Here is a 23,409-nt window from a genome sequence, read left to right as displayed (position 1 = left end):
TCCTTCAAAAAATTTTTTGTTAGATTGAATATCAATAGATACTTCTATATTGATAACAACCCGTTTTTCTGATTAGAATATTATTTAATGATTACTAAAGGCAGCGATTATATGTCAACATTTTAATGGAATATATACATTTTAATGGAAATAAAGTATATTGGCGATCAATTAAAACGCAATAATTCATGCCTGATGATGATTCTTTAAAAAATATTGAATGAAAAAAGATAAGATAAAAAATATAAAAAAACCTTTTACCGGAGCAATAGTCAAGATTCTTGTACATGTTCTCGGCAAAATTCTCGGAGCTGTATTATATTATTTCGATGTGTCGCACAGGCGAACGGTAAAGAGAAATTTAAAGTTTATATATCCTGAATGGAAAGATGAAAAGATAAGAACAATTTCAAAGCAGGTTTTTCAGAATTTCGGAATCACTGTTTTTGAAATTATACAGATGTATTTTCTGAAAAAGAAAAATATCCTTTCGAATATACATATAATAAGAGGTGAAGAGTATTTGCGCAAAGCTATTGACGGGTCGAATGGGGTTGTACTGGCTTCCGCCCATATAGGCAACTGGGAGTCAGCTGCTTTATTTGTTCCCTGTTATTACGGAAAATCAGTGGTATCTGTTGCAAGAAAGATAGACTCTGCGATTATCAATAAAGTAGCATTAAAAATGAGAACCCGCTTTGGAAATTCAATAATAAATAAGGAAGGGGCTTTACCTGAAATGACCCGGACTGTACGAAGCGGTAATATCCTGGCAATCCTTATCGACCAGAATACAACAGCTTCTGAAGGCGTAGTAATTAATTTTTTCGGCAAAAAAGTAACAGCAACTCCAGCTGCCGCAATGGTCGCTATAAGGTGTAACAGCCCGGTTATTCCTGCTTTTTGTATCAGAGAAAAAAATAATCAACTTGGAATAATTTTTGAACCTCCGGTAAAAATAACGAGAACAAAAAGTTTACGCGATGATTTGATAACCAATACCCAGGCTATAAACGATGTAGTCGAAAAGATAATAAGAGAATATCCGGATCAATGGCTTTGGATGCACAAAAGATGGAAAAAGTTTCATCGCGAAATATATCCTGAATATCAGTCCAGACATAGACGAATAAGAGAAAAAACAATATTAAAACAGACAAAAGGTAAGGATGAAATATGATAGTCGGGGCATACCAGGGGAAATAAAGGAAGAAGAGCACCGTGTGGCGATGACTCCTGCCGGAGTGGAATTGATGAAGCAAAACGGGCATGATGTTCTTATTGAAAAAGGAGCCGGAATTGAGAGCGGTTTTAAAGATGCGGCTTATATAAAAGCAGGGGCTCAAATAGTTGAAACACCTGATGAGATTTTTAATCGCTCAGATATGATTATGCATGTGAAAGAACCCATGCCGGCTGAATATGATCTGATAAAAAAAAATCAGATAATTTTTACTTATCTTCATCTCGCTGCTTCGGAAGAACTGACAAAAGTTCTTATTAAAAAACGCTCTGTAAATATTGCCTATGAAACTATACAGAAGTCCGATGGATCGCTTCCCTTGCTTACTCCTATGAGTGAAGTGGCAGGAAGAATGGCGATTCAGCAGGGAGCCAAATATCTTGAAATGGAAAATGGTGGTCAAGGGGTTCTTCTGGGTGGTGTTCCGGGGGTTGATCCCGGAACGGTTCTTATAATCGGAGCCGGGGTTGCAGGAACCAATGCTGCTAAAATGGCGTGTGGAATAGGAGCAAAAGTGTATCTGCTTGACAGAAATCTGGATCGTCTCCGTTATCTTAGTGATGTCATGCCAAAAAATTGTTTTCTGATTATGTCTACTCCTGCAATCATACGTAAACTGGTTAAAGAAGCAGATGTGGTAATCGGCTCTGTTCTTATTCCCGGAGCAAAAGCGCCTAAGCTGGTAACAAGGGAAATGCTGGCGACCATGAAAAAGGGCTCTGTTTTAGTTGATGTGGCTGTTGATCAGGGGGGGTGTTTTGAAACTTCAAAACCCACTACGCATAGCAACCCAATTTATATTGTTGACGGCATAGTTCATTATTGTGTTTCAAATATGCCGGGCGCCGTGCCGAAAACATCAACACTTGCATTGACAAACGCAACGCTTCCATATGCTATAAAGATTGCAAATAAAGGGTGGAAAAGAGCATTCAAAGAAAATAATGAAATAAGATCCGGTGCAAATGTGGTTTCCGGAAAGGTAACCTGCAAGGCAGTGGCGGATGCATTCGGTCTGAAATATTCCGAACTGTAGATATTTTATATTACTCAAAGATTAAGAGGTTATATTGGCGGATAATATTATTTGGGCTGAGATTGATCTTAAAGCAATTGCTCATAATTTGAGTGAATTGAGACGTATTATAAATCCAGATTCGCGTCTTATGGCTGTCGTGAAAGCAAATGCATACGGTCATGGTTCTGTGGAAGTTGCCCGCTGTGCTCTTGATAACGGGGCCGAATATTTAGGTGTTGCGCGTATAGAAGAAGCAATGCTGTTAAGAAAAAACAACATTGATGCTCCGATTTTAATTTTTGGTTTTACTCAGCCGGATTCTTATGAAAACATTTTAAAATACAACCTTGTTCAAACGGTCTGTTCCTATGCTTTTGCAGAATCTCTTTCTTCTTTTGCAATATCAAAAAACCAAAAAATCAAAGTCCATATTAAGATAGATACAGGTATGGGAAGAATTGGTGTATTGCCTGATTGTTTCAGAAATTATAACAAAAACGGGATAAAGCCAGTCAGCGCTTTAGCCGAAGTTGAATCAATAGCCAGCCTTTCCGGCATTGAGGCAGAAGGAATATATACGCACTTTTCCATGGCGGATAGTTATGATAAATCTTTTACAACAAAACAGTTTGAAATATTTATGGAATTTATCAGCAATCTTAAATTAAAAGGTATTGAATTTAAGCTGAAACATGCAGCGAACAGCGCAGCAATCATTGATATACCCAAAACACATCTTGATATGGTCAGAGCCGGTATTTCAATGTACGGCCTGTACCCATCAGAAGAAGTGAACAAAGACAGAGTTTCTCTTTTACCCGCCATGTCTCTTAAAGCTATAGTTACGCAAGTGAAAAATGTTTCCTGCGGTTTTAATGTCAGTTACGGAGCAACTTATAAAACAACCGCACCTACAACAATTGCTACAGTTCCTGTTGGATATGCAGACGGCTACAGCAGGCTTCTTTCTTCACGCGGACACATGCTTGTCCATGGACAAAAAGCTCCGATAGCAGGACGAGTATGCATGGATCTGACCATGCTTGATGTTGGAAGTATAACGGAAGTCAAACAGGGTGATGAAGTTGTGGTTTTTGGTAAGCAGAATGGATCTTGTGTAACAGTTGATGAAATTGCAACTTTAATAAATACAATAAACTATGAAATTGTTACATTGATTTCCGAACGCGTGAAAAGAGTATATCTGAAATAATCCAGGGCTAAACCTTTATATCAAAAGTTTTGGTTAGCGTTTTATCTTCTCATAATATTAATAAAGCAGCAGTTTAGTTAGAAAAAAACAACCTGAAAGGAGAGGAAAAAATTATGTCAAAGTATGATGTAATAATAGCAGGTGCAGGTCATAATGGATTAGGCCGGATGTTATCTTGCAAAAGCTGGTCTTAACGTATGTGTTGTAGAGCATCAGGATCAAATTGGCGGCGGAGTTCAGACCAGAGAGATGACGCTGCCCGGTTTCAAACACGATACGATGTATGCTCGACGTGGCATGGCTTTATTTGCCCGAACCCGGTATTAAGGGATGAGCTTGAATTGCAGGCAAAATACGGATTAAAGTACATCAGGCCCGAAATTATGACCGGAGTAGTTTTTGATGATGATTCCGTTTTCGTACTTCACAAAGATCTGGACAGAACATGTCAGTCCATAGCAAAGATTTCCCAGCATGATGCCGATGCTTACAGGCAGTTTCATGATTGGTCTATAAGGATGCTTGACATGCTTACAATGGGTATGTTCAATCCTCCGCCGCCTTTTGGAGCACAGATGGCGATGATGGACCAGAGCCCTGAAGGCCGCCAGTTGATAAGAGCACAGATGATCAGCGCCTGGGATGTTGTTGATGAGATATTTGAGAACGACAGGATCAAGATAGCTCTTTCCAGATATGCATCTGAAGCTATGATTAACCCCTTTGTAAAAGGCACCGGTTTTGCTCTGTTCGTTATTCATTCCTCTTACCCACAAATATGGCGGAATGTTTCCCGAAGGCGGTTCCGGAGAATTAAGCGAGTCCATGGGCAGAATGATAAAAGCCAATGGCGGAACCATCAAATTAAACAGCACGGTAAAAGAGTTCAATATCTCCGGTGATGAGGCAACAGGTGTTATTTTAGCTTCAGGAGAAGAGATACTGGCCGGCAAAGCGGTTGTATCAGGTATGAACATTAAACAGATGTTTCCCGGCATGACCGGTGGGTATGCGCTCCCCGAGGGTTTTGCACAAAATGTAAAGAATCTGTCCCCGGCGAACTTTGCGCCTATACATCAGCACATTGCATTAAATGAGCTTCCTGCCTACAAATGTGATAACGAAGATGTAAAAAATGCTTTCTGGGTTGAGTTTTCGACATGCGATAAGGAAGAATACTGGAATGCATTTCATGCTCTTGATCTTGGTCATCCCAGAGACGATCTTTATCTTGCCATCACATACAGCAAATGGGATAAGACAAGAGCTCCCGCCGGCAAGCATACACTTTATCTTTATGGTTTCTGTCCTTATGATCTTGCTGACGGCGGAGCCTAGGCCTGGAAAGAAAAGTGTCAGGAAGTAGCAGACGGCATTCTCGGACATTTCCGCGAAAGAACATCAAACATGGGTGATGATAATATTCTGGGAAGATCTTTCTGGACGCCTCTTGATTTTGAGACACACAATCCTGCATATGTTCGCGCAGACATCGGACATATCGGCCAGTTTAACTGGCAGTCTGCCGGCAACCGTCCTCTTCCGGGCTGGAACTACAGAATGCCTTTGAAGAAACTGTATCTGAGCAGCGCCAGCGGACACCCCGGAACCGGAGTTATCGGCGGCGGTCGTGCAGCAGTTCAGGCGGTAATGGAATATCTTGGAATTGATTTTGAGAAGGTAGCAGCAAAGAAATCTTAAATATGCGGTTTGTTAAAATCCGCATCAAACTTTAAACAAGCCATGCGGGAAATAATATTTCCTGCATGGCATATATTATTGGTATATAGCCGTAATGCATTTTTACATACAGGCTTACAGGCCTTTTTAACCGGCCTTAATAGGGAGTAGAACAGTCATGAAGATGTACAGTAAAGAGGGAGTTGAAATGATGGACACTATGCCTATCGCTCGTGATGGGGATAACATAGTCGTTAAGGGAAGAATGATGGGTGCAATGGTAACTTCCGTATATTGTAAACCTAAAGATCTATGGGATTCTTTAAGCCTGTTATCCTGGCCAGTAATAAGTTATGTGCCGGTAATGATGGTTAAGGGCTTTTTAGCAAAAAATAAAGATAAAAAATAACCGGGTCTATTTTTAAAAATATTTAACTATTTCTTTATATAGATAAAAAGGAGGAGTGTATGAGATTAAAAGACAAAGTTGCCATTGTAACCGGTGGGGCTGTTGGTATAGGCAGGGAAATGTCTGTCACAATGGCTAATGAAGGTGCTGATATCGTAGTAATCGATGTTGCCGATAATATGAATGAAGTTAGCACTGCTGTTAAGGCAGCAGGCCGTAAATGTATGACTATAAAAGCAGACATTTCGAAAAGGGCTGATATCCAGGCAGCAGTTGACAAGGCTATAGCTGAATTGGGGAAAATTGATATTCTTGTAAATAACGCAGCTGTTTATCCTTTCTCTCCTTTTTTGGAATGTACTGATGAACTTTGGAACAAAACTCTTGAAGTCGGATTGTACGGTACATTTCTTTGCAGCCAGATTGTTGCAAGAGAAATGGTAAAGAAGGGCTATGGCAAGATAATCAATATTGCATCAACTCAAGGTATTCTTGGTATTCCTCTTACTGCTCCGTATACAGCGGTAAAAGGCGCAGTTATAGCTCTGACCAGAGAAATGGCTACGGAATTAGCCCCGCAGGAATAAATGTTAATTGTATTGCACCGGGTTTGACTTTGACTGAACATGCCAAGTCAGCAATGCCTCCCGAAGTGATGGCTTTTATGGGACAAGCGGTTCCGATTAAAAGACTTGCAGATCCAAAAGATTATAATGGTATTATAGTTTTCTTGGCATCAGATGATTCAAGTATGCTACCGGAGCCACCTTCTGTGTTGATGGCGGAATTGGCAGCACTATGCTTCCCGGTCTTCCTCCCGGTTGATAACAGGGTAATAGCTTTTTAGTCTCCTCGTTATTTATTACTGATATTGATTCTTTGAAATCGAATAAAGATATTTTTTACAATAACAGCACTAAATAACGGGGAGCTTTGCCTGCCGTATTAGCTCAATATTCATCCAGATGGTTAAATTCGGCATTTTCCAGCCAGAACTCCGGTCTTCTTATAAATTCAATCAACTGTTCTATAAGATATTTATGTTTTTTTTCTTCTTCAATTATTTTTATGATAACTTCTCTACGGTTCTCAAAGATAGTACTCCCAAGCAGTTGCCCATAGATTTCGATACTTTTTTCTTCATTTTTTAAGGCAACCTCATATACTTCCTGATGAGAAGTACTGCCATTAATTTGTACTGCCCTGTCCTTTATGTTTTGGAAAATTTCTTTGGCTTCTTTTAAAATATTTGTATCGGTTAATTCAAAATCGTTTTCTTGTTCCATACTTTCTAAAACTGCATAGTGTTTTTTTTCATCCTGTGCCAGCAAGGTGAAAATATTTTTTAATCCGATATCAGTGGTTTTTATGGCTAAATCCAAATAAAATTTTTCTCCGTTTTTTTCTACCTGCTTTGCGAGTTCAAATATTTTCACTATATGCCTCCTTATCTTCTCTTGTGGATAGTATTGTAACTATCTATTTATATTGATGGTTTTACTCCCAATTATTTAGGAGAAAGGGAAATATAATATATATAATACAACAAAACTTCCTTCAGTGGTAAAATAATATAGTTTCTTATGAAACCTGCAAAGTGAAAAAAATAATGCACCGTTTTCGGGAGATAATATAGAAGCAATAAAACCTAAACTTTTTATATCAAAAATTATAACTGAGCTATAAAAGCGCTGAACTTTAACAACATATTCCTTGACATATAATAGGCTATTATTTAGTATTCTTAAATAATAGCGATAGTTGTGGACATACCAAATCAAATATAAACAGGAGCCTTTTATGAAATATAAAATTTTGATGCTTGTTATAACAATATCTGTTTTCGCTGTTGTTTCACCCTCTTTTGCTGAAGTTGAATGGAGCGTTCAAAGCCGGCTGCAGATGGATACAACGCCAATAGACATTGCTGTTTCTTTGTATGACAAGTGGATTTTCGTATTAAATGATAAAGGCGAGATCCTTTGTTTTTCGAAAGACGGCAGCTTGAAAGAAAAAATTCAGGTTGGAAATCAATTTAATCAAATCAGGGTAGGACCAAGAGATAATCTTCTTTTTCTTGGCAGCAGTAAAAACAAAACCGTTGAGATAATTGAACTTGATTTCACATACAAAATCAGTACAGCCGGTTCACCTTTTAAAGGGCCTTCGAATGCACCGGTTGTTTTGGTGCTTTTTACCGATTTTGAATGCCCATACTGCGCACAGCTTGTGCCGGTACTCGACCAGGTTCTCAAGAAATATCCTAAAGAAGTTAAATTGGTTTTCAAAAACTTTCCTCTTCAAAGCCATAGATATGCGATGAATGCTGCAATAGCAGCGCTGGCAGCTGAAAGCCAGGGAAAATTCTGGGAATTCCATGATCTTCTGTTTAAAAACTATAATCAGCTAAATGACAAAAAACTTGAAGAGATAATAAAGATGGCAGGATTAAATAAGCAGGAATTTGATAAAAAGATGCATGATCCACAGACCATACAAAAAGTCAAAAAAGATACTATTGAAGGAATCAATGCGGATGTCAGAGGTACTCCTTCGGTTTTTATAAACGGGAAACTGCTTAAAAACCTGTCAATGACAGAATTCATAAAGGCTATAGATAAAGAGCTTAAGAAAGTACAGAAAGGCAGCAACTAAGATTTATGTTGCAGGTACAAGGAAAAGATAGCCCGTCAGTTGGTAAGTTTATAAGCTGGTAGGGAAAATATCGGCGATTACAGAATTATCCGTTTGTCCCGCTGTCAGGGTAATGATTTTTTCTGATGATTGATTGTCATATTCCGTTCCTGTGCTATAAGCTTGCTGAACTTATCTGCATAGCTTTTGTGATGCTTCCAATAATGGAAACCTATGGTTCTATCCGGAAATACAGGTTCCAATTCCGTCCCGGAATAAGAAAGCCTATGTAAAATGTTCTTGGCAAGTGTTTTTATAAACAGCTGAGCTATAAACAGGCGTCGGGATATTCGGGAAACGGAAATCCGGTTTTTGATGCTTCCGTTCCTTTTACTATAATTTCAAGAAGTGAAAAAGGAAACCCCATTCCTAACCTGTCGCCCTCAAATTTCGCAATAAGCCTTGCGCCCAAACAATATGGAGAGAAGTTAATTTCTTTCAACAAATATGGCCTTACAATTAAATCGGAGCATCCGGCCCGAAGTCCTCCAACATTCGCCTTAACCCGGTTTCCGGTTAAATACTGGTAGCCTTGTATCAGTCTGCATAGCTCAACAGGCCGTAATGATAGTATTACTACATCGGGGATAATTTCTATCTCTTCGAAATCAGGAGAAAAATAGAATACTCCCTGAGTAGTTGGCGGTTGTAAAGACAGCATATCGGATAAGGCCTTGCGGGCTATGCTTTTTGTTACGTATCTTCCCGAATCATCTTTGCCGAATAAAGCAAAATGATCTTTTTTTGAATCCTTAAACGCATAAACCGTACCATCGGCAAACTCAAGCGGCGACGGCGGGATAAAAGAATCTCCTTTACCGCTGCTTCTTTTCATGATTTCAATATATTCTCTCTGTCCTTTTAAAGGAGAAGATTGATACTTATCAACTAAACCAAGACTAATTGCGGCAGCAATACAGCCTATGCTCTGAACTGTCAGATATACGGCATCCCCCATCATTGTGGTCCTGATTGAATGACAGGAAGTTATGGCAATTCCATCGGGCTGATATTTCATAATTTCTTCCGGAATGTTTTCATGTTTTTTAAATATTCTTACTCCGGCAACCGGAATATTTATATCCGGAACATCAAATGCTTTTACAAGTCTTATCATTAAGTCATTAAATATATTCATTCTGTCTGTTTTCCCTTTAGAATTGATCCCTGACTCACTTTTTTTAAACGCCGCGGCAATAATGAGCTATACAAAATTTTCTATATCATATAGTTTGTATCAGAAAATACCGCAAGCCGATTTTATGTTATGATTTAGCCTGGCGCTTGAAAGGATAGAGCCGGTCTTTGTCGGACTTAATATTTTCCGGGCTTGTAACAAGTCAGCGCATTCTTCTAACTAATTGACATTTGAATATGTTTCTGATAGTATTCAAAAAATAATCGCACTTACTGAAATTGCAATTTTGTATAAAGCAGAAAAATAATGCAATGTGATTGGTTGCAGCGTCAGGCTAAAAATAAAAAATCATCATTAAGCATTGGTGTGGTGAAGCGGCATTCAAGGCGATGGAACTTCTTGATACCGGGAATACTATAACTTACGGAAATCCGGTACCGACAAAAGTTCCGCTGGGTTACAGGAAAGGCAAGGCTATCCTTTTTCTACTGCTGATGAGGATCTTAAAGCCATTTTAGGGTAAAATGTTCATGGCAAACCAGAAACTGAAGAAATTGTATAACAGCCAGGAGAAGAAATGCCACATATCATCATAAAGCTATATCCGGGCAGATCAAATGAGCAGAAGCAAAAGCTTACGGATGCAATAGTAAAAAATGTTGTATCAATTGCAAATTGTGAAGCAAAAACCGTATCAGTTGCGATTGAAGAGGTAAGCCCCGAAGATTGGGCTGAAAAAGTATATATGCCTGATATTTTGGGTAATAAAGACAAACTATATAAAGAACCTGAAAAATAGAATCAAATTTTTCAAGGGATTGATATGAACGAAAATGAAACGGAATCTGAAAGAAGAACAGAAAACAGGACTTTTATCAATTTATACCATAGTGTTCTGATTTCAAAGCGGGAATTTGAGCTATCCTATCACTTCAGGATAAGGAATTTTTCTAAAAAAGGAATGTGTATTCTTGTTCGTGAAGATTCCAAAATAATAGAGCATCTGCACGTTGGAGAAGTATTGAACATGCAATTCTATCCTTTGAAAGAATCGGATCCCATTGAATATTCAAAAGCGGAAATAAAACATATTTCAAAAGATGACCGGGGAAGATTTCCCGGTCATCTTTTGGTGGGTTTAAATAAATTTGAGTCTGAATGATTTGATATCCGGATTTCATGATTATATTATTTAGAATACAGATGCCGCCGTTGCTAAAAACATTGTGCGTGGTTTTATAATATCTAAACAATGAAAGGAGAACAAGATATGAGTAAGACGGAAAAGAATTTGCGGGAAGCTTTCGCAGGTGAATCTCAGGCTAATCGTAAGTATCTGGCCTTTGCAAAACAGGCTGAAAAAGATGGGTATCCCCGAATAGCAAAACTTTTTAGAGCTGCAGCAGAAGCCGAAACCATACATGCTCACGCTCATTTGAAGGTAGTGGGTGGTATAAATAGTACTGCAGAAAACCTTAAGGAAGCCATAGAAGGCGAAACCCATGAATTCAGTTCAATGTACCCGGATATGATAAAGACAGCCGAAGAGGAAGGAAATAAAGCGGCAGTCAGAACATTTTCTTACGCAAATGAAGTCGAGAAGGTTCATGCGGCTCTTTATAAAAAAGCTCTTGATAATATGGATAAAAAAGAACCAGTTGATTATTATATATGCACAGTATGCGGGTATACCTGTGAAAATGAGCCGCCGGATTCATGCCCTGTATGTAATTCAAAAGCAAAAGCTTTTGTTAAAGTGGATTAATACCAATGCCAATCCCGGGAAATCTTCTGACAACCGCGATGGCGGTTATGCCTCATACGGATGTGGACCGAGCTCTTGAGATAGCTTTATCTCTTGATATTCCGTTCTGGCCGCAACTTCCGAATTATAGCTATTATGAAGATATGTATGTTCAGGCTGCGGAGCATTTTCCGGGCATTCTTCTTGATATAGAAAATAAAACCCTCCGGTTTTCACTCGAAAAATTCATCGGCGAATTAGAAGAGACCATGAGCCATTTTGATGAGCCTGAATATTTCGATATCAGCAAAACATATTCCGAAGTCTATCATAAGTTTCTTTCCCGCAATTTCTCCGACCGACCGGCAATCCGTGGTCAGCTTGAAGGCCCCATTAGTTTCGGTTTCAATATTATGGATGAAAATAAGCGCCCTATCCTTTTCGATGATACCGTTCGCCCTTTTATGCTCGAATTTATGACAAAGCGAATAAATATTCAGCTTTCCCGATTAAAAAAACTGAATAAAAATGCGTTTATGTTTATAGACGAACCCGGACTTCAGTTTCTTTTTTCAGCCATGTCAGGCTTCGGGGATATGAAAGCCAAAGGCGAGCTGGATCTTTTTTTCTCAATGCTTGATCGTCCATGCGGCGTACACCTTTGTGGGAATCCGGACTGGGATTTTCTGTTGAACCTGAATCTGGATATACTGTCTTTGGATGTATATACCAATGCCGAAATATTTTCTTCTTATGCATCATCTATAAAGCGCTTTATAGGACGGGGCGGTGTTATTGTCTGGGGAATTGTGCCTACCGGTTTTGAAAATTTTGAAAAAGAAAATATTGCGTCTCTGATTAACCGTCTTGAAGAAACATGGCAGATTCTGGAAAAAAAAGGAATCGACATAAAATATTTATTAAGTAAAAGCCTTCTTTCTCCTGCAACTTGCTGCCTGGTGAATCCGGATAAGGAAAAAACGGTTGAAAAAGCGTTTGAAACAATAAAATCGATATCAGCTATGCTAAGAGAAAAATACCGGCTTTATTGAGTGCGCTGATTAATTATAATGTAAGCAAATCCCTTAGTTGTGATTACAATTGACTCAACCGGGACTTTTTGGAAATACTAAATGGATATAATTCAATCTTTCGTACCAACCCTTATTCCCATTATGGTTGCTATGGACGCTCCGGGAATTCTTCCGCTTTATATAGGCATGACGGAAGGAATTAATAAACCGGAACGTAAAAAAATTGTCCGTCAATCAATCATCACAGCCTTTATAGTTACAGTCGGTTTCATTCTTCTGGGTCAGATGATATTTAATGCCCTGGGAATACTTGTTGAGGATTTCATGATTGCAGGGGGCGGTGTGCTGTTGATCATAGCCGTTTCCGATGTTGTGCGCGCCGGTGAAAAAAAAATTGAGCGAAGTCCGGAATTCGGCGTAGTTCCATTCGGCACACCTCTTATTGCAGGCCCGGGCACACTAACCTCTGCTCTTGTTCTTGTTGGAACAAGCGGCTATATCCCTGTAATATTTTCGCTGATAGTAAACCTTTTATTTGCATGGCTCATATTCAGCCAATCAGAACGTATCATAAATTTTTTCGGAATAAGCGGTTCCAGAGCTTTTGCCAAAGTTGCTTCACTCATATTAGCAGCCTTTGCGGTTAAGATGGTAAGAAGCGGGATTATGAAATTAATATCGAATTAATTTATCCTTTCTGTCTTTAAAAGACTCAGATAGATCATTTACACTGTTTTCGGTTATCATCCTGATATTTTTTCATAAATACTCTTTGGCTTCAAACAGGGCTTGATGGCATTATTCTTTTTCGTTTCTTGACATTTAAGCCTTCAGACTATAGATACTCTAAGAAAATGATTAATGAGTTTTTAATAGAGCCAGTTCCAAAACGTCCCATTCAGGCTGATCTCTGCGTTGGGCTCAAATTTTAATCATAGAAATACTAAATGTATTCCTGTGGTTAATATTTTCGTCCGCTTTGACCTTGACCAAACTGAAACGTTTTGAAAGTGACTCAATATACTACAATTTACCGGGGAAATATGGCAAGCACTGTTAATATCGGCAAAATATCCATAGGGGACAATCATCCGCTAGTAATTATTGCCGGCCCGTGTGTTATTGAAAATAAAGATATTACTTTACAGATAGCTTATTATCTTAAAGAACTATCTGAACAACTTGATATTCCTCTGATATTTAAGGCTTCGTACGATAAGGCAAATAGGACTTCATTAAGTTCCTTCAGAGGGCCCGGACTGTTAAACGGACTTAATATCCTGAAACAGATAAAAAAAGAGCTGGGTCTTACAATTCTGTCTGATGTTCATTCAATTAATGAAATTGATAAAGCAGCCGATATACTAGATATAATTCAAATACCGGCATTTCTCTGCAGGCAGACTGATTTCATATTGGAAATTGCAAAAACGGGAAAGCCTGTAAATATTAAAAAAGGTCAGTTCCTTGCTCCATGGGATATTATAAATGTAGTTGAAAAAATTGCTTCTACCGGCAACAAAAAGATACTCATTACAGAACGTGGTACTACGTTTGGATATAACAATCTTGTGGTTGATTTCAGAGGTATTGAAATAATGCAGGGATCAGGATATCCCGTTATTTTTGATGCAACTCACAGCATACAGCTCCCGGGTGGTGCAGGAAAGAGTTCCGGCGGTGAACGAAAATTTGCGCCAATACTTGCAAAAGCAGCTGTTGCGGCAGGGGCTGACGGTATATTTATGGAAGTTCATCCTGATCCGGATAAAGCGCTCTGCGATGGGCCCAACTCGCTGGTTCTTGACAGCCTTTATGATTTAATTAAAAGACTTAAAGCAATACGTCAGGTTGTTATTTAGACACACCCAATGTGATTGGCTTTATAATAAATAAAACTGGATTACCATGATATTTAAAGTGCCTGATGCCAAAACCAGGCTTAAACATGTAAGGTTATTGCTTCTTGACGTTGACGGTGTAATGACTGATGGTACTATTATTTATGATGACAATAATATACAAACTCAGACTTTTCATGTCAGAGACGGGCTCGGAATCAGGCTTCTTATGCTTGCAGGAATAGAAGTCGGAGTGATTACCGGCAGAAAATCAGAAGCGCTGCATCACAGATGCAAAAACCTTCATATCGGGTATATTTATGATAACGTTAAAAATAAGGTTGAAATACTTCATGAAATAATTGCAAAAACCGGAATAAATGCCGATGATATTGCATACATGGGTGATGACCTTCCGGATATTTCAATTATGAAGGAAGTAGGGATACCGATAGCTGTTGCGAATGCCCATGAGATAATAATTGAAATATCACATATTGTAACGTCAGCCAAAGGCGGGGCGGGGGCTATCCGGGAAATATGTGAAGCCATACTAAAAGCGCAAATGCTCTGGGATTCTGTTATAGAAAGATTTTAATAATGAAACTGTCAAATATATTCAGCAATAAAAAAATAAAAATTGCCTTAATTACATCCATTGTCATTACAATAACTGTGATTTTCGGCGTTATTATCGGCTACCGGTATTTTTCAAAAAAGCCTGAGAGAATGCTTCCTGCCGTTCTTGACGGATCAAGCATATCCTTAGAAAGGATAAGCCAGATCTCTTCAAAAAACGGTATTATGGAGTGGAGTCTTGAAGCACGTTCGGCAATTTACAGCGAAGACAAAAAAGAGGCCTTTTTTAAAGATCTGACTGTTACTTTTTTTACAAAAGACAACCAGGAAGTATATCTTTCCGCTGACAAAGGAACCTTAAAAACCGAATCCGGCAATATAGAAATTAATGGCAATGTGGTAATTAAAAACAATGATTATATGTTAAAAACAGGAAAAATAAATTATGATAATAAAAAACGTATTATACAATCAAAAGCACCGGTTGAACTAACCGGCAAGTCTTCAAATCTTATTGCAAGCTCCATGGCTATAGATTTAAACACAAATAAAGCTGAGTTAATTGGTAAAGTGGACGGGATATTTGGTGATAACTTATCATTATAAAAATAGATATTACTTGCATTTGCTGTTTGTTGCAGTTTTTTTGTTATTTTTAATTCATTCGGGAGACGTACTTGCAGCAGACAAGACAATAAAGCCTAAAAAAGACGGGAGTGTTGAGAAAACCCGTATAACTGCAGATATGCTGATTGTTGACGGAAATTCAGATAAAGCCGAATTCATCGGAAAAGTGAAAGCCGTTCAGGGAACAACCGTTATTACTTCAGACAGATTGAATATTTTCTACCAAAAAGTCGATACAGCCGCTAAAGATAACCCAAAAGAAAAAGAATCAATAAAAGAAATAATAGCAACCGGAAATGTTAAAATATTGTTTGATGATAAAATTGCAATAACCCAACATGCTGTTTATGCAACAAGTACCAGAGTTTTTACATTAACCGGAGTCGGATCTAAAATTACAAGTGGAAATAATTCGATAACCGGATCAAAAATTACCTTTTTCAGAGATGACGGACATGTTAAGATAGAAAGCAGCAGGAGCAATCGTGTTGAAGCTGTCTTTGAATCTGATGGAAAAGGAATATAAATGTCAAAATTGCTTCTTGATAAACTTGTTAAAATTTACAAGAGAAGAAAAGTTGTAAATTCAGTTGAACTTAATGTCGAAAGCGGCAAAGTATTCGGACTGCTTGGTCCTAACGGAGCAGGTAAAACCACTATATTTTATATGGCCGTTGGAATGGTAAAACCGGATGAAGGTAAAATTTCAATTGATGATGAAGATATTACCAGCTGCCCGATGCACATTAGGGCCCGCAAAGGATTGGGTTATCTTCCCCAGGAACCGTCAATTTTCAGAAAGCTTACGGTAAGAGAAAATATAATGGCAATTTTAGAAATGCAGCCTATCTCATCAAAGGAACAGAATGAACGCGCTGACAGACTTCTTGATGAGCTTGGCATTAGTCATCTTTCGCACCAAAGAGCATTACTTCTTTCAGGGGGAGAAAAAAGACGTCTTGAAATTTCACGCACTCTGGCAACAGAGCCGATCTTTATTCTTCTTGATGAACCCTTTGCAGGAATAGATCCGCTGGCTGTGCTTGACATAAAAAATATTATTGTGCATCTAAAAAATCGCGGCATTGGCGTACTGGTTTCAGATCATAATGTCAGAGAAACTCTTGATGTATGCGATATGGCTTATATCATCAGCGACGGGAGAATAATTGAAGCGGGCAATCCCGAAAAGATCGCTTCCAGCGAAATTGCGCGCCGCATCTATTTAGGGGACGAGTTTAAACTTTAATATGGCTCTTGAATTCAGACAACAGCTCAAATTATCCCAGCAACTGGTAATGACCCCACAGCTTCAGATGGCTATAAAGCTTTTGCAGCTTTCCCGTCTTGAGCTTGTGGAAACAATACGTCAGGAGCTTGAGACAAATCCCTTACTGGAAGAGTCTTTTGATTCACATCCGGATGATTCACCTGTTGAACGAAGTGAAAACCCGATTCAGCAGGAACTCCCTGCAGACAAAGAAATTAAAATAGAAGAAAAAATTAATTACGATGTTGACTGGAGCAATTATATTGACGAATATAATACTCCGGGGAAAACTCATTTCGAGACTGAAAGGAAAGAAACCCCAAGCTATGAAACCTTTATTTCCGCTAAGGAATCTTTAAACGACCATCTGCTATGGCAGCTTCTTATGGCCTGCACAACAAAAGAAGATGAAGAAATCGGGAGTTTGATTATCGGCAATTTAAACTCAGACGGATATCTTGACAATTCCATTGAAGAAATATTTATTAACAGTAATTATTCAATCGACAGGATTGAAAGTGTTTTGACCCTGCTGCAGACTTTTGATCCCCCGGGTGTTTGTGCAAGAGATCTTAAAGAGTCTCTCTTAATCCAGGCAAGGCAGCTTAATCTTGACAATACCTTAGTAACTGAAATTATTGAGCATCATCTTAATTACCTTCAAAACAGAAACTATAAAGCCATATCAAAGGAACTCAAAGCCGATCCCAACGAAATTTTGGTGGCAATAAATATCATAAAAGGCCTTGAGCCAAGGCCCGGAAGAAAATTTTCGGATGAAGAACCTCAGTATATAACCCCGGACATATATGTACATAAGCTGGAAAATGATTTTGTAATAGTATTAAATGACGATGGAATGCCGAAACTTAAAATTAATTCCTATTACAAAAATACAATCAGCAGTGGTGGAAAAATAAATAAAGATGCCAAGGAATACATAAATGATAAAATTCGTTCAGCCGCCTGGCTCATAAAAAGCATCCAGCAACGCCAGAAAACGATATACAGGGTCATGGAAAGCATACTCAAATTCCAGAGGGAATTTTTTGAAAAAGGTATAACTTACATGAAACCCATGGTTTTAAGAGATATCGCACAGGATATCGAAATGCACGAATCGACAATAAGCAGAGTCACAACGAATAAATATGCATTTACTCCGCAGGGAATTTATGAATTGAAATATTTCTTCAATAGTTCTATAAATCGTTCAAATGGTGAAACTATTGCATCTTCCGGAGTTCAGGAAATGATAAAAAAGATTATTGAATCCGAAGATCCCAAAAAACCCTACAGTGATGATAAACTAACCGAAATACTTGTTAAAAATAACGTAAATATTGCAAGAAGAACTGTTGCTAAATACAGAGAGATGTTAAGAATACTTTCTTCTAATAAACGCAAACAACCATGAGGAGGATTTAATATGCAAACATCCGTTACTTTTAAAAATCTCGATCCTTCTGACAATCTTAAAGACTACATTTGTGAGAAGCTGGACAAGCTTGATAAATATTTGGACAACCCGGCGGAAGCAACTGTTGTTCTTTTAATAGAAAAATTTCGCCATATCGCAGAAGTAAATATCACAGGCGACCGATTGAGTATATATGGTAAAGAAGAGACAAACGATATGTATTCGGCTGTCGACATGGTTGCTGACAAGCTTGAGATACAGATAAAGAAAAATAAACAAAAAATACGCAAACGCAGAGTAAACCACAAAGATAAATCTATAACCGGAGACCATGAAATTAGTTTATCTGATGAAGAATCAAGCGTGGGGCAAATAGAGATACGGAATATAGAATACAAACCCATGGATATTGAAGAAGCTGCTATGCAGATGGATCTTGTTAATGATAATTTTCTTGTATTTACAAACTCACGATCAGAGAAGATCAACGTACTTTATAGAAGAAAAGATGGAAATTACGGCCTGATTCAACCCATCAGTTAATAAACAGCTTTGATACCGGCGATATGCTTACTTGCAGGCATGATGGAATAAAATGAAAATTCTTGAAGTATTACAAAAAGATACTATCAATACCGATCTCAAATCGACGGATAAGAATGGGATTATACAGGAACTAGTTGATTCTGTTTCCAAAATAACGGGCAAAGACAGCGAAGAGCTTGTAAATGTTATTATGGAAAGAGAACGGCTCGGAAGCACCGGAATTGGGGGAGGCATTGGGATTCCACATGGAAAATTAAAAAATCTTGAATCGCTTGTATTAGGTTTTGGTTTAAGCCGAAAAGGTGTAGATTTTGAATCAATGGACGGGCGGCCAACTCACCTTTTTTTCCTGATTTTAACACCTGAAAAATCTACCGGTCTGCATTTAAAACTTCTTGCACGGATTTCAAGAATTTTAAAAAATGATTCTTTTAAAAAGAAGCTTTTGAAAGCAACCGGTAGTAATGAGGTTTATTCCATAATTAAAGAAATTGATGAAGATTTTTAAAAACAATCCCTTTTGAAGTGAATAATTTAAAAATATTTATAATTACGGGACTCTCCGGATCGGGCAAAAGCACCGCAATTGCGGCATTTGAAGATGCCGGGTTTTATTGCGTTGACAATATGCCTGTTGCTCTTCTCACAAGTTTTCTTAAACTTCCCATAAAAAGCTCAGAAGAGATTGCAGGTCTTGCTTTTGTAATGGATTTGCGTGAAAAAGATTTTTTAACTAAATACAAATCGGTTTTTGATTCAATAAAGCAAAATAATTATTATTTTGAAATCATGTTTCTTGAGGCTGATGAAGAAGTTCTTTTGCAGCGCTTCAGCCAGACAAGAAGGCACCATCCTCTTTCCCGTGGAAAAACACTTATCGAAAACATCAGAATCGAAAAAGAACAGTTAAAGGATTTAAAAACAGTTTCCGACAGGGTAATAAATACATCACGCCACAGTGTTCATGAACTCAAAGCCATAATTTCAGATATTGCATACAAAAGCAAAAATACTTCTCCAATGAATGTTCACATACTTTCATTTGGTTATAAATATGGCATACCTATAGATTCAGACCTGATTATTGATGTACGTTTTCTTGCAAATCCCTATTTTAAACCTGAGTTGAGAGACCTTGACGGAGAGAATCAAAAAGTTGAAAATTTTGTTCTCAAAAACAGGCAGACAAAAACTTTTTTAAAAAAATATCTTGAGTTACTTGACTATTTAATACCTTTATATGAAAAGGAAGGAAAGGCATATTTAACTATTTCTATCGGATGTACAGGAGGCAGACATCGATCTGTAGCTATTGCCGGAAATATTTATAAGCATTTAGAAAAATCCGGAATACGCATCAGTATCTCGCATCGCGATATCAGCCGTTAATTACATACCTTTTATGTTTGTTCACAATTTGCCATAAATTACACACAGGAGCTTTATGATTGGAATCGTTATCGTAACTCATCAACAACTTGGAGATGCGTTGATAGATGCTGCTGAATTTATACTGGGAAAGCATCCTGACAAAGTAGCCTCTGTTTCCATAAATATTAATGAATCTGCCGATAAGCTCAGAGAAAAAATATCCGAAGGTATTAAAAAAGTAAATGATAATGAAGGAGTGGTTATTTTTACGGATATGTTCGGAGGAACGCCTTCAAATTTAAGTTATTCATTTCTTGAAGAAGGCCGTACAGAAGTCATATCGGGAGTAAACCTTCCTATACTGTTAAAAGCTATAAATTCACGAAAAGATATGGATGTAGCAAAGCTTGCTCAATGCATCGAGGTCTATGGCAAAAAAAGCATTTCGCTCGCAAGTGGTATTTTGAAAGGAAATAAAAGGACATAATTTATTGCAGTGGCATCTTATTGAGCTTACCCGGCCCGATATAGAACATATTCTTGAAATTGAAGAAATGTCTTTCGCAGAGCCGTGGTCACTCACTCTGTTTCTTGAAGAACTTATATGTAAAGACGCTTTTGATTATGTGATTAAAATTTATGGAGCCAAAGAAACCGAAACTGTTATAGCATATATATGTACCCGTATTATATACAGTGAGATGAATATCTTAAGGATTGCGGTTTCGAAAGAATGGCGAGGTATCGGTGTTGCTTCCTGGTTGTTGGATAAACTTTTTGAAATTGCTGTTTCTAAAGGTGTGGTATCGGTATTTCTCGAGGTAAAAAGCTCTAACAATGCAGCCTTAGCTCTTTATAATAAGTCAGGATTTGCAAATATAGGCAAAAGACCAAACTATTACACTGAAGCAGGAGAAGATGCTCTTGTTTTAATGAAAAAATTAACCTCATAGTTCATGTTATATGAAGAGGTTATCAACAAAGAGCTATTATTTACAAGGAGATTATCATGAATAGCCGTAAGCCATTTATTGCAGGCAACTGGAAGATGTACAAAACCTGCTCCGAGGCTGTTGAAACTGCCGGAAAATTAGTAAAACTTCTATCACAAACAAGTGATGTTGATATTATGATAGCACCGGCTTACATAGCGCTTGCACAAGTCCATGAGGCTGTGAAAGGCAGTTGTGTTATGCTTGGAGCACAAAATCTTTTCTGGGAAAAAAAAGGAGCCTACACAGGAGAAATATCCCCGGAAATGATTGTTTCGGCTGGATGCACATATATTATTATCGGGCATTCGGAACGCAGGCAGTATTTCGGTGAAACCAATGAAACCGTTAATAAAAAAATCAAAGCCGCAATCAGCTATAATCTTAAACCTGTTTTTTGTATAGGTGAATCGGAAAAAGAGCGCGAAGCAAACGACACATTTAATGTTCTTGACAAACAGGTAAAAATAGGATTAGAAGGCCTTTCGCAAGATAATATGCAAAATGTAACTTTGGCATACGAACCGGTCTGGGCCATAGGAACCGGAAAAACCGCATCAAGTGAGCAGGCTCAGGAAGTGCATTTATTTTTGCGTAATCTCATTGAAAAACTTTTTGGGGAAAACATTGCCGAATCGATAAGAATACTGTATGGTGGAAGCGTAAAACCGGAAAATATCGCAGAACTGATGACGATGCCCGATGTTGATGGCGCCCTTGTCGGGGGGGCGAGTCTCGATGCCGACAAATTTATGCGCATTGTAAAATTCAAAACGGTTGGGTAAACTTTTATATGTCAATACTATTAATAATAATACATGTTATTGCATGTATAGCGATAATAATGGTAGTGCTTCTTCAGACAGGAAAAGGAGCTGATATGGGTGCGGCCTTCGGAGGAAGCAGCCAGACTCTTTTCGGAAGTACGGGAGCTTCCACTTTTTTGAGCAAGGCAACTACCGTTGTAGCCATTATATTCATGATCACATCTCTTTCTTTGGCTTATATGTCAGGAAACAGAAATAAAAGTTCGATCATGGAAAAGGTTAAAATACCTGTAGAGCAAAAAGCAGCACCGGATAGCAATGCTATTGCAATACCTTCCGGAGAACAGACAGCTCCGGCAGCATTGCCGGATACAGGTGAAAAGAAATAGAAAGCCGAAGTGGTGGAACTTGGTAGACACGCTATCTTGAGGGGGTAGTGTCCTACGGGCGTGCGGGTTCAAATCCCGCCTTCGGCACCAATAATAAAAACAGGGGGTTAGCCGATTTATCGGTTAACCCTCTTTCACTTTGAGGGGTGCTTGGTCAACGGTTTGGTCAACACTTTTCAAAAAGCCTTCCATTTGGTCAACAGCTTTCCTGGTATCCGTAGCATCAACTGTGTCATACCTGAGAAACATTTCCCTTGTGGAATGACCCGTGATTTTCATAATAACGGACTCTGGTACACCAGACTTTCTCATGTTCGTATTGAAGCAATGCCGGGTGTCATGGAAAACAAACCCATCTTTAGTACCCCTGCCGTATGGTATCCCGGCAACACGACAAGCCTTCCTTAAAGCAGTTCTGAGGTTCTTTATGGGCTTTCCTTTAAACAGGAAAACATGGTTGTCATTGATTGCTCTAGGAATTTCTTCCAGTATATCATATAGCGCATCACAAATTGGAACCTGCCGTGCTTCCCGATCTTTTGTATCATTAGCGCCAAGTCTAATGACCCGGCCTTTCATATCAACTTTATCCCAGGTCAGATTTACGACCTCTCCCTTTCTCATACCTCCATAATAGCCCGTTGCAACAATAGCCTTTGCGTGAGAAGGCAGGGCATTCATAAGCTTGTCAAATTCTTCAGCAGAAAGAACACGGTCTCTTGTATTTGAACTACCTTTCAGAAGTTTCTTGACCCGCTTGAAAACCTTTATGGTATCACCACTTACGATGTCGTTATCAAACGCCTTGTTTATCATGGCCCTTGCCATTGCAATCTGTTGGTCAACATATGCATCAGCCTGACCCTGAGCTTTCCTCTTGGCCTGATAGTTTTCCAGGTCAGCGGGTTTTAGTTGATTGACAATAGTATCTCCGAAAACCTGATTGAAGCTATTCAAATTGATTTTCAATATAGGATACCTTGCTAGCATCTTTACTCGCTCTAGATCGAGATACCACTTTGTCAATTGATTGAAAGTCATCTTTGCTTCAGGCTTGATATCAAGAATTCGATTTTCAACCTTCAACCCTTTTGTCTTTCCTTCCGCCGCCAAAGTGTCCTTTAAGGAATATCCGCCTCCCTCTATCCTGCGGACTTGTCTCCCTCCGGGAAGACGGTATGAAACCCAATACCGGACCCGCCCTGACTTTTTGGCTTTGACAATGTCTTCTCCGCAAGCGCAAAGTCGATTACGCAAACTTTGTTTCTTGTGGCAAATTGGGCACTCCGCTAATACTGCCATTTTCATTTCCTCCTTTTATTTTAGTTTTTTCACTGGTTGTCTATTTCAAAAACAGTTTTGCTTGAACGCAACCGTTGACTTAACGTTGACCAGTCATTTGCAACTTACTATAATCATATGTTATTAATGTGA

The 23,409-nt window shown here is 38.4% G+C and carries 30 protein-coding genes, 1 tRNA gene and 2 pseudogenes; 29 read left to right on the top strand and 4 right to left on the bottom strand.

All coding sequences use genetic code 11. The annotated features are described in order from the left end of the window. The first annotated feature begins 220 nt into the window (after positions 1–220). The 8 genes and pseudogenes from VXK47_RS18365 to VXK47_RS18330 all read left to right on the top strand — a co-directional run bounded on the left by VXK47_RS18365 (position 221) and on the right by VXK47_RS18330 (position 6,410). The gene (locus VXK47_RS18365) at positions 221–1,180 is read left to right on the top strand and encodes a lysophospholipid acyltransferase family protein (RefSeq protein WP_435550237.1); all 960 of its coding nucleotides are present in this window, start codon (positions 221–223) and stop codon (positions 1,178–1,180) included. Beyond that, positions 1,170–2,279, top strand: a complete 1,110-nt coding sequence (gene ald / locus VXK47_RS18360) for an alanine dehydrogenase (protein WP_435550236.1) — start codon at positions 1,170–1,172, stop codon at positions 2,277–2,279. The genes VXK47_RS18365 and ald overlap by 11 nt, the downstream gene beginning before the upstream one ends. A gap of 34 nt (positions 2,280–2,313) precedes the next feature. Continuing rightward, positions 2,314–3,474 carry an alanine racemase gene (alr, locus tag VXK47_RS18355; RefSeq protein ID WP_435550235.1) on the top strand — a complete coding sequence of 387 codons (1,161 nt, stop codon included), beginning with the start codon at positions 2,314–2,316 and terminating at the stop codon, positions 3,472–3,474. A gap of 213 nt (positions 3,475–3,687) precedes the next feature. Continuing rightward, a pseudogene (locus VXK47_RS18350) lies at positions 3,688–3,801 on the top strand (hypothetical protein); the annotation flags it as partial. A 498-nt stretch (positions 3,802–4,299) separates the two neighbouring features. Beyond that, positions 4,300–4,812 (top strand): phytoene desaturase family protein, encoded by a 513-nt coding sequence (locus tag VXK47_RS18345; RefSeq protein ID WP_435550234.1) that lies wholly within the window; start codon positions 4,300–4,302, stop codon positions 4,810–4,812. A 69-nt stretch (positions 4,813–4,881) separates the two neighbouring features. Then, on the top strand, positions 4,882–5,175 hold the full coding sequence (locus tag VXK47_RS18340) for a hypothetical protein (RefSeq protein ID WP_435550233.1): 294 nt from the start codon (positions 4,882–4,884) through the stop codon (positions 5,173–5,175). 157 nt (positions 5,176–5,332) lie between these two features. Further along, positions 5,333–5,563 (top strand): hypothetical protein, encoded by a 231-nt coding sequence (locus tag VXK47_RS18335; protein WP_435550232.1) that lies wholly within the window; start codon positions 5,333–5,335, stop codon positions 5,561–5,563. A 59-nt stretch (positions 5,564–5,622) separates the two neighbouring features. Further along, positions 5,623–6,410, top strand: a pseudogene (locus tag VXK47_RS18330) (SDR family NAD(P)-dependent oxidoreductase). A 103-nt stretch (positions 6,411–6,513) separates the two neighbouring features. On the opposite strand, the gene VXK47_RS18325 reads toward VXK47_RS18330, so the two are convergent. Further along, entirely contained in the window at positions 6,514–6,999 is a 486-nt protein-coding gene (locus tag VXK47_RS18325) for a ferritin family protein (protein ID WP_435550231.1), read from the bottom strand. Between the two features lie 364 nt (positions 7,000–7,363). Here VXK47_RS18325 and VXK47_RS18320 point away from each other — a divergent pair, with 364 nt between their 5' ends. Then, positions 7,364–8,218 (top strand): thioredoxin domain-containing protein, encoded by an 855-nt coding sequence (locus tag VXK47_RS18320; RefSeq protein WP_435550230.1) that lies wholly within the window; start codon positions 7,364–7,366, stop codon positions 8,216–8,218. Positions 8,219–8,322: 104 nt separating this feature from the next. Here the strand turns inward: VXK47_RS18320 and VXK47_RS18315 are convergent, their stop codons facing one another. Next, positions 8,323–8,493 carry a hypothetical protein gene (locus tag VXK47_RS18315; protein WP_435550251.1) on the bottom strand — a complete coding sequence of 57 codons (171 nt, stop codon included), beginning with the start codon at positions 8,491–8,493 and terminating at the stop codon, positions 8,323–8,325. Positions 8,494–8,525: 32 nt separating this feature from the next. Beyond that, entirely contained in the window at positions 8,526–9,395 is an 870-nt protein-coding gene (locus VXK47_RS18310; RefSeq protein WP_435550229.1) for a DUF169 domain-containing protein, read from the bottom strand. A gap of 347 nt (positions 9,396–9,742) precedes the next feature. On the opposite strand from VXK47_RS18310, the gene VXK47_RS18305 reads away from it, so the two are divergent. The 20 genes from VXK47_RS18305 (at position 9,743) to VXK47_RS18210 (ending at position 22,065) form a co-directional block, all read left to right on the top strand. Continuing rightward, on the top strand, positions 9,743–9,913 hold the full coding sequence (locus VXK47_RS18305) for a hypothetical protein (RefSeq protein WP_435550250.1): 171 nt from the start codon (positions 9,743–9,745) through the stop codon (positions 9,911–9,913). Positions 9,914–9,972: 59 nt separating this feature from the next. Further along, on the top strand, positions 9,973–10,194 hold the full coding sequence (locus tag VXK47_RS18300) for a tautomerase family protein (protein WP_435550228.1): 222 nt from the start codon (positions 9,973–9,975) through the stop codon (positions 10,192–10,194). A 24-nt stretch (positions 10,195–10,218) separates the two neighbouring features. Next, complete coding sequence (locus VXK47_RS18295) at positions 10,219–10,557, top strand: PilZ domain-containing protein (protein ID WP_435550227.1); 339 nt, start codon at positions 10,219–10,221, stop codon at positions 10,555–10,557. 108 nt (positions 10,558–10,665) lie between these two features. Then, positions 10,666–11,160, top strand: coding sequence for a rubrerythrin family protein (locus tag VXK47_RS18290; RefSeq protein WP_435550226.1), 495 nt, complete (start codon positions 10,666–10,668; stop codon positions 11,158–11,160). Positions 11,161–11,165: 5 nt separating this feature from the next. Beyond that, complete coding sequence (locus VXK47_RS18285; RefSeq protein ID WP_435550225.1) at positions 11,166–12,191, top strand: hypothetical protein; 1,026 nt, start codon at positions 11,166–11,168, stop codon at positions 12,189–12,191. Between the two features lie 81 nt (positions 12,192–12,272). Beyond that, positions 12,273–12,860, top strand: a complete 588-nt coding sequence (locus tag VXK47_RS18280) for a MarC family protein (RefSeq protein WP_435550224.1) — start codon at positions 12,273–12,275, stop codon at positions 12,858–12,860. A gap of 356 nt (positions 12,861–13,216) precedes the next feature. After that, entirely contained in the window at positions 13,217–14,035 is an 819-nt protein-coding gene (kdsA, locus tag VXK47_RS18275; protein WP_435550223.1) for a 3-deoxy-8-phosphooctulonate synthase, read from the top strand. Between the two features lie 46 nt (positions 14,036–14,081). Continuing rightward, positions 14,082–14,612: a KdsC family phosphatase gene (locus VXK47_RS18270; protein WP_435550222.1), complete on the top strand. Its 531-nt coding sequence runs from the start codon at positions 14,082–14,084 to the stop codon at positions 14,610–14,612. 2 nt (positions 14,613–14,614) lie between these two features. After that, positions 14,615–15,199 carry an LPS export ABC transporter periplasmic protein LptC gene (lptC, locus tag VXK47_RS18265; protein ID WP_435550221.1) on the top strand — a complete coding sequence of 195 codons (585 nt, stop codon included), beginning with the start codon at positions 14,615–14,617 and terminating at the stop codon, positions 15,197–15,199. A gap of 40 nt (positions 15,200–15,239) precedes the next feature. Further along, positions 15,240–15,746 (top strand): LptA/OstA family protein, encoded by a 507-nt coding sequence (locus VXK47_RS18260; RefSeq protein WP_435550220.1) that lies wholly within the window; start codon positions 15,240–15,242, stop codon positions 15,744–15,746. Further along, entirely contained in the window at positions 15,747–16,469 is a 723-nt protein-coding gene (gene lptB, locus VXK47_RS18255; RefSeq protein WP_435550219.1) for an LPS export ABC transporter ATP-binding protein, read from the top strand. 1 nt (position 16,470) lies between these two features. Next, positions 16,471–17,907, top strand: coding sequence for an RNA polymerase factor sigma-54 (gene rpoN, locus VXK47_RS18250; RefSeq protein WP_435550218.1), 1,437 nt, complete (start codon positions 16,471–16,473; stop codon positions 17,905–17,907). A gap of 12 nt (positions 17,908–17,919) precedes the next feature. Beyond that, entirely contained in the window at positions 17,920–18,453 is a 534-nt protein-coding gene (gene hpf / locus VXK47_RS18245; RefSeq protein ID WP_435550217.1) for a ribosome hibernation promotion factor, read from the top strand. A gap of 52 nt (positions 18,454–18,505) precedes the next feature. Continuing rightward, complete coding sequence (locus VXK47_RS18240) at positions 18,506–18,964, top strand: PTS sugar transporter subunit IIA (RefSeq protein ID WP_435550216.1); 459 nt, start codon at positions 18,506–18,508, stop codon at positions 18,962–18,964. A 17-nt stretch (positions 18,965–18,981) separates the two neighbouring features. Beyond that, positions 18,982–19,845 carry an RNase adapter RapZ gene (gene rapZ / locus VXK47_RS18235; RefSeq protein WP_435550215.1) on the top strand — a complete coding sequence of 288 codons (864 nt, stop codon included), beginning with the start codon at positions 18,982–18,984 and terminating at the stop codon, positions 19,843–19,845. A 55-nt stretch (positions 19,846–19,900) separates the two neighbouring features. After that, positions 19,901–20,314: a PTS sugar transporter subunit IIA gene (locus VXK47_RS18230; RefSeq protein WP_435550214.1), complete on the top strand. Its 414-nt coding sequence runs from the start codon at positions 19,901–19,903 to the stop codon at positions 20,312–20,314. Between the two features lie 4 nt (positions 20,315–20,318). Continuing rightward, positions 20,319–20,780: a ribosomal protein S18-alanine N-acetyltransferase gene (rimI, locus tag VXK47_RS18225; RefSeq protein ID WP_435550213.1), complete on the top strand. Its 462-nt coding sequence runs from the start codon at positions 20,319–20,321 to the stop codon at positions 20,778–20,780. Between the two features lie 56 nt (positions 20,781–20,836). Beyond that, positions 20,837–21,604, top strand: a complete 768-nt coding sequence (gene tpiA / locus VXK47_RS18220) for a triose-phosphate isomerase (protein ID WP_435550212.1) — start codon at positions 20,837–20,839, stop codon at positions 21,602–21,604. Between the two features lie 8 nt (positions 21,605–21,612). After that, on the top strand, positions 21,613–21,975 hold the full coding sequence (secG, locus tag VXK47_RS18215) for a preprotein translocase subunit SecG (protein WP_435550211.1): 363 nt from the start codon (positions 21,613–21,615) through the stop codon (positions 21,973–21,975). Between the two features lie 3 nt (positions 21,976–21,978). Continuing rightward, a tRNA-Leu gene (locus VXK47_RS18210) sits at positions 21,979–22,065 on the top strand. A 33-nt stretch (positions 22,066–22,098) separates the two neighbouring features. Here the strand turns inward: VXK47_RS18210 and VXK47_RS18205 are convergent. After that, on the bottom strand, positions 22,099–23,277 hold the full coding sequence (locus VXK47_RS18205) for an integrase (RefSeq protein WP_435550210.1): 1,179 nt from the start codon (positions 23,275–23,277) through the stop codon (positions 22,099–22,101). Positions 23,278–23,409: the final 132 nt, after the last annotated feature.

The sequence above is a fragment of the Desulfobacterium sp. N47 genome, assembly GCF_051233685.1.
Lineage (GTDB): Bacteria > Desulfobacterota > Desulfobacteria > Desulfobacterales > RPRI01 > RPRI01.
The sequence above is the reverse complement of the archived record's forward strand: the minus strand, read 5'-3'. Positions and strand labels throughout refer to the sequence as shown.

What these genes read in the sequence shown, in the direction of transcription:
- VXK47_RS18365 (WP_435550237.1), top strand. Translation starts at nt 221, where the DNA reads ATGAAAAAAGATAAGATAAAAAATATAAAAAAACCTTTTACCGGAGCA.
- ald (WP_435550236.1), top strand. Translation starts at nt 1,170, where the DNA reads ATGAAATATGATAGTCGGGGCATACCAGGGGAAATAAAGGAAGAAGAG.
- VXK47_RS18345 (WP_435550234.1), top strand. Translation starts at nt 4,300, where the DNA reads ATGGGCAGAATGATAAAAGCCAATGGCGGAACCATCAAATTAAACAGC.
- VXK47_RS18340 (WP_435550233.1), top strand. Translation starts at nt 4,882, where the DNA reads ATGGGTGATGATAATATTCTGGGAAGATCTTTCTGGACGCCTCTTGAT.
- VXK47_RS18335 (WP_435550232.1), top strand. Translation starts at nt 5,333, where the DNA reads ATGAAGATGTACAGTAAAGAGGGAGTTGAAATGATGGACACTATGCCT.
- VXK47_RS18320 (WP_435550230.1), top strand. Translation starts at nt 7,364, where the DNA reads ATGAAATATAAAATTTTGATGCTTGTTATAACAATATCTGTTTTCGCT.
- VXK47_RS18310 (WP_435550229.1), bottom strand. Translation starts at nt 9,395, where the DNA reads ATGAATATATTTAATGACTTAATGATAAGACTTGTAAAAGCATTTGAT.
- VXK47_RS18300 (WP_435550228.1), top strand. Translation starts at nt 9,973, where the DNA reads ATGCCACATATCATCATAAAGCTATATCCGGGCAGATCAAATGAGCAG.
- VXK47_RS18295 (WP_435550227.1), top strand. Translation starts at nt 10,219, where the DNA reads ATGAACGAAAATGAAACGGAATCTGAAAGAAGAACAGAAAACAGGACT.
- VXK47_RS18290 (WP_435550226.1), top strand. Translation starts at nt 10,666, where the DNA reads ATGAGTAAGACGGAAAAGAATTTGCGGGAAGCTTTCGCAGGTGAATCT.
- VXK47_RS18285 (WP_435550225.1), top strand. Translation starts at nt 11,166, where the DNA reads ATGCCAATCCCGGGAAATCTTCTGACAACCGCGATGGCGGTTATGCCT.
- VXK47_RS18280 (WP_435550224.1), top strand. Translation starts at nt 12,273, where the DNA reads ATGGATATAATTCAATCTTTCGTACCAACCCTTATTCCCATTATGGTT.
- kdsA (WP_435550223.1), top strand. Translation starts at nt 13,217, where the DNA reads ATGGCAAGCACTGTTAATATCGGCAAAATATCCATAGGGGACAATCAT.
- VXK47_RS18270 (WP_435550222.1), top strand. Translation starts at nt 14,082, where the DNA reads ATGATATTTAAAGTGCCTGATGCCAAAACCAGGCTTAAACATGTAAGG.
- lptC (WP_435550221.1), top strand. Translation starts at nt 14,615, where the DNA reads ATGAAACTGTCAAATATATTCAGCAATAAAAAAATAAAAATTGCCTTA.
- lptB (WP_435550219.1), top strand. Translation starts at nt 15,747, where the DNA reads ATGTCAAAATTGCTTCTTGATAAACTTGTTAAAATTTACAAGAGAAGA.
- rpoN (WP_435550218.1), top strand. Translation starts at nt 16,471, where the DNA reads ATGGCTCTTGAATTCAGACAACAGCTCAAATTATCCCAGCAACTGGTA.
- hpf (WP_435550217.1), top strand. Translation starts at nt 17,920, where the DNA reads ATGCAAACATCCGTTACTTTTAAAAATCTCGATCCTTCTGACAATCTT.
- VXK47_RS18240 (WP_435550216.1), top strand. Translation starts at nt 18,506, where the DNA reads ATGAAAATTCTTGAAGTATTACAAAAAGATACTATCAATACCGATCTC.
- VXK47_RS18230 (WP_435550214.1), top strand. Translation starts at nt 19,901, where the DNA reads ATGATTGGAATCGTTATCGTAACTCATCAACAACTTGGAGATGCGTTG.
- tpiA (WP_435550212.1), top strand. Translation starts at nt 20,837, where the DNA reads ATGAATAGCCGTAAGCCATTTATTGCAGGCAACTGGAAGATGTACAAA.
- secG (WP_435550211.1), top strand. Translation starts at nt 21,613, where the DNA reads ATGTCAATACTATTAATAATAATACATGTTATTGCATGTATAGCGATA.
- VXK47_RS18205 (WP_435550210.1), bottom strand. Translation starts at nt 23,277, where the DNA reads ATGGCAGTATTAGCGGAGTGCCCAATTTGCCACAAGAAACAAAGTTTG.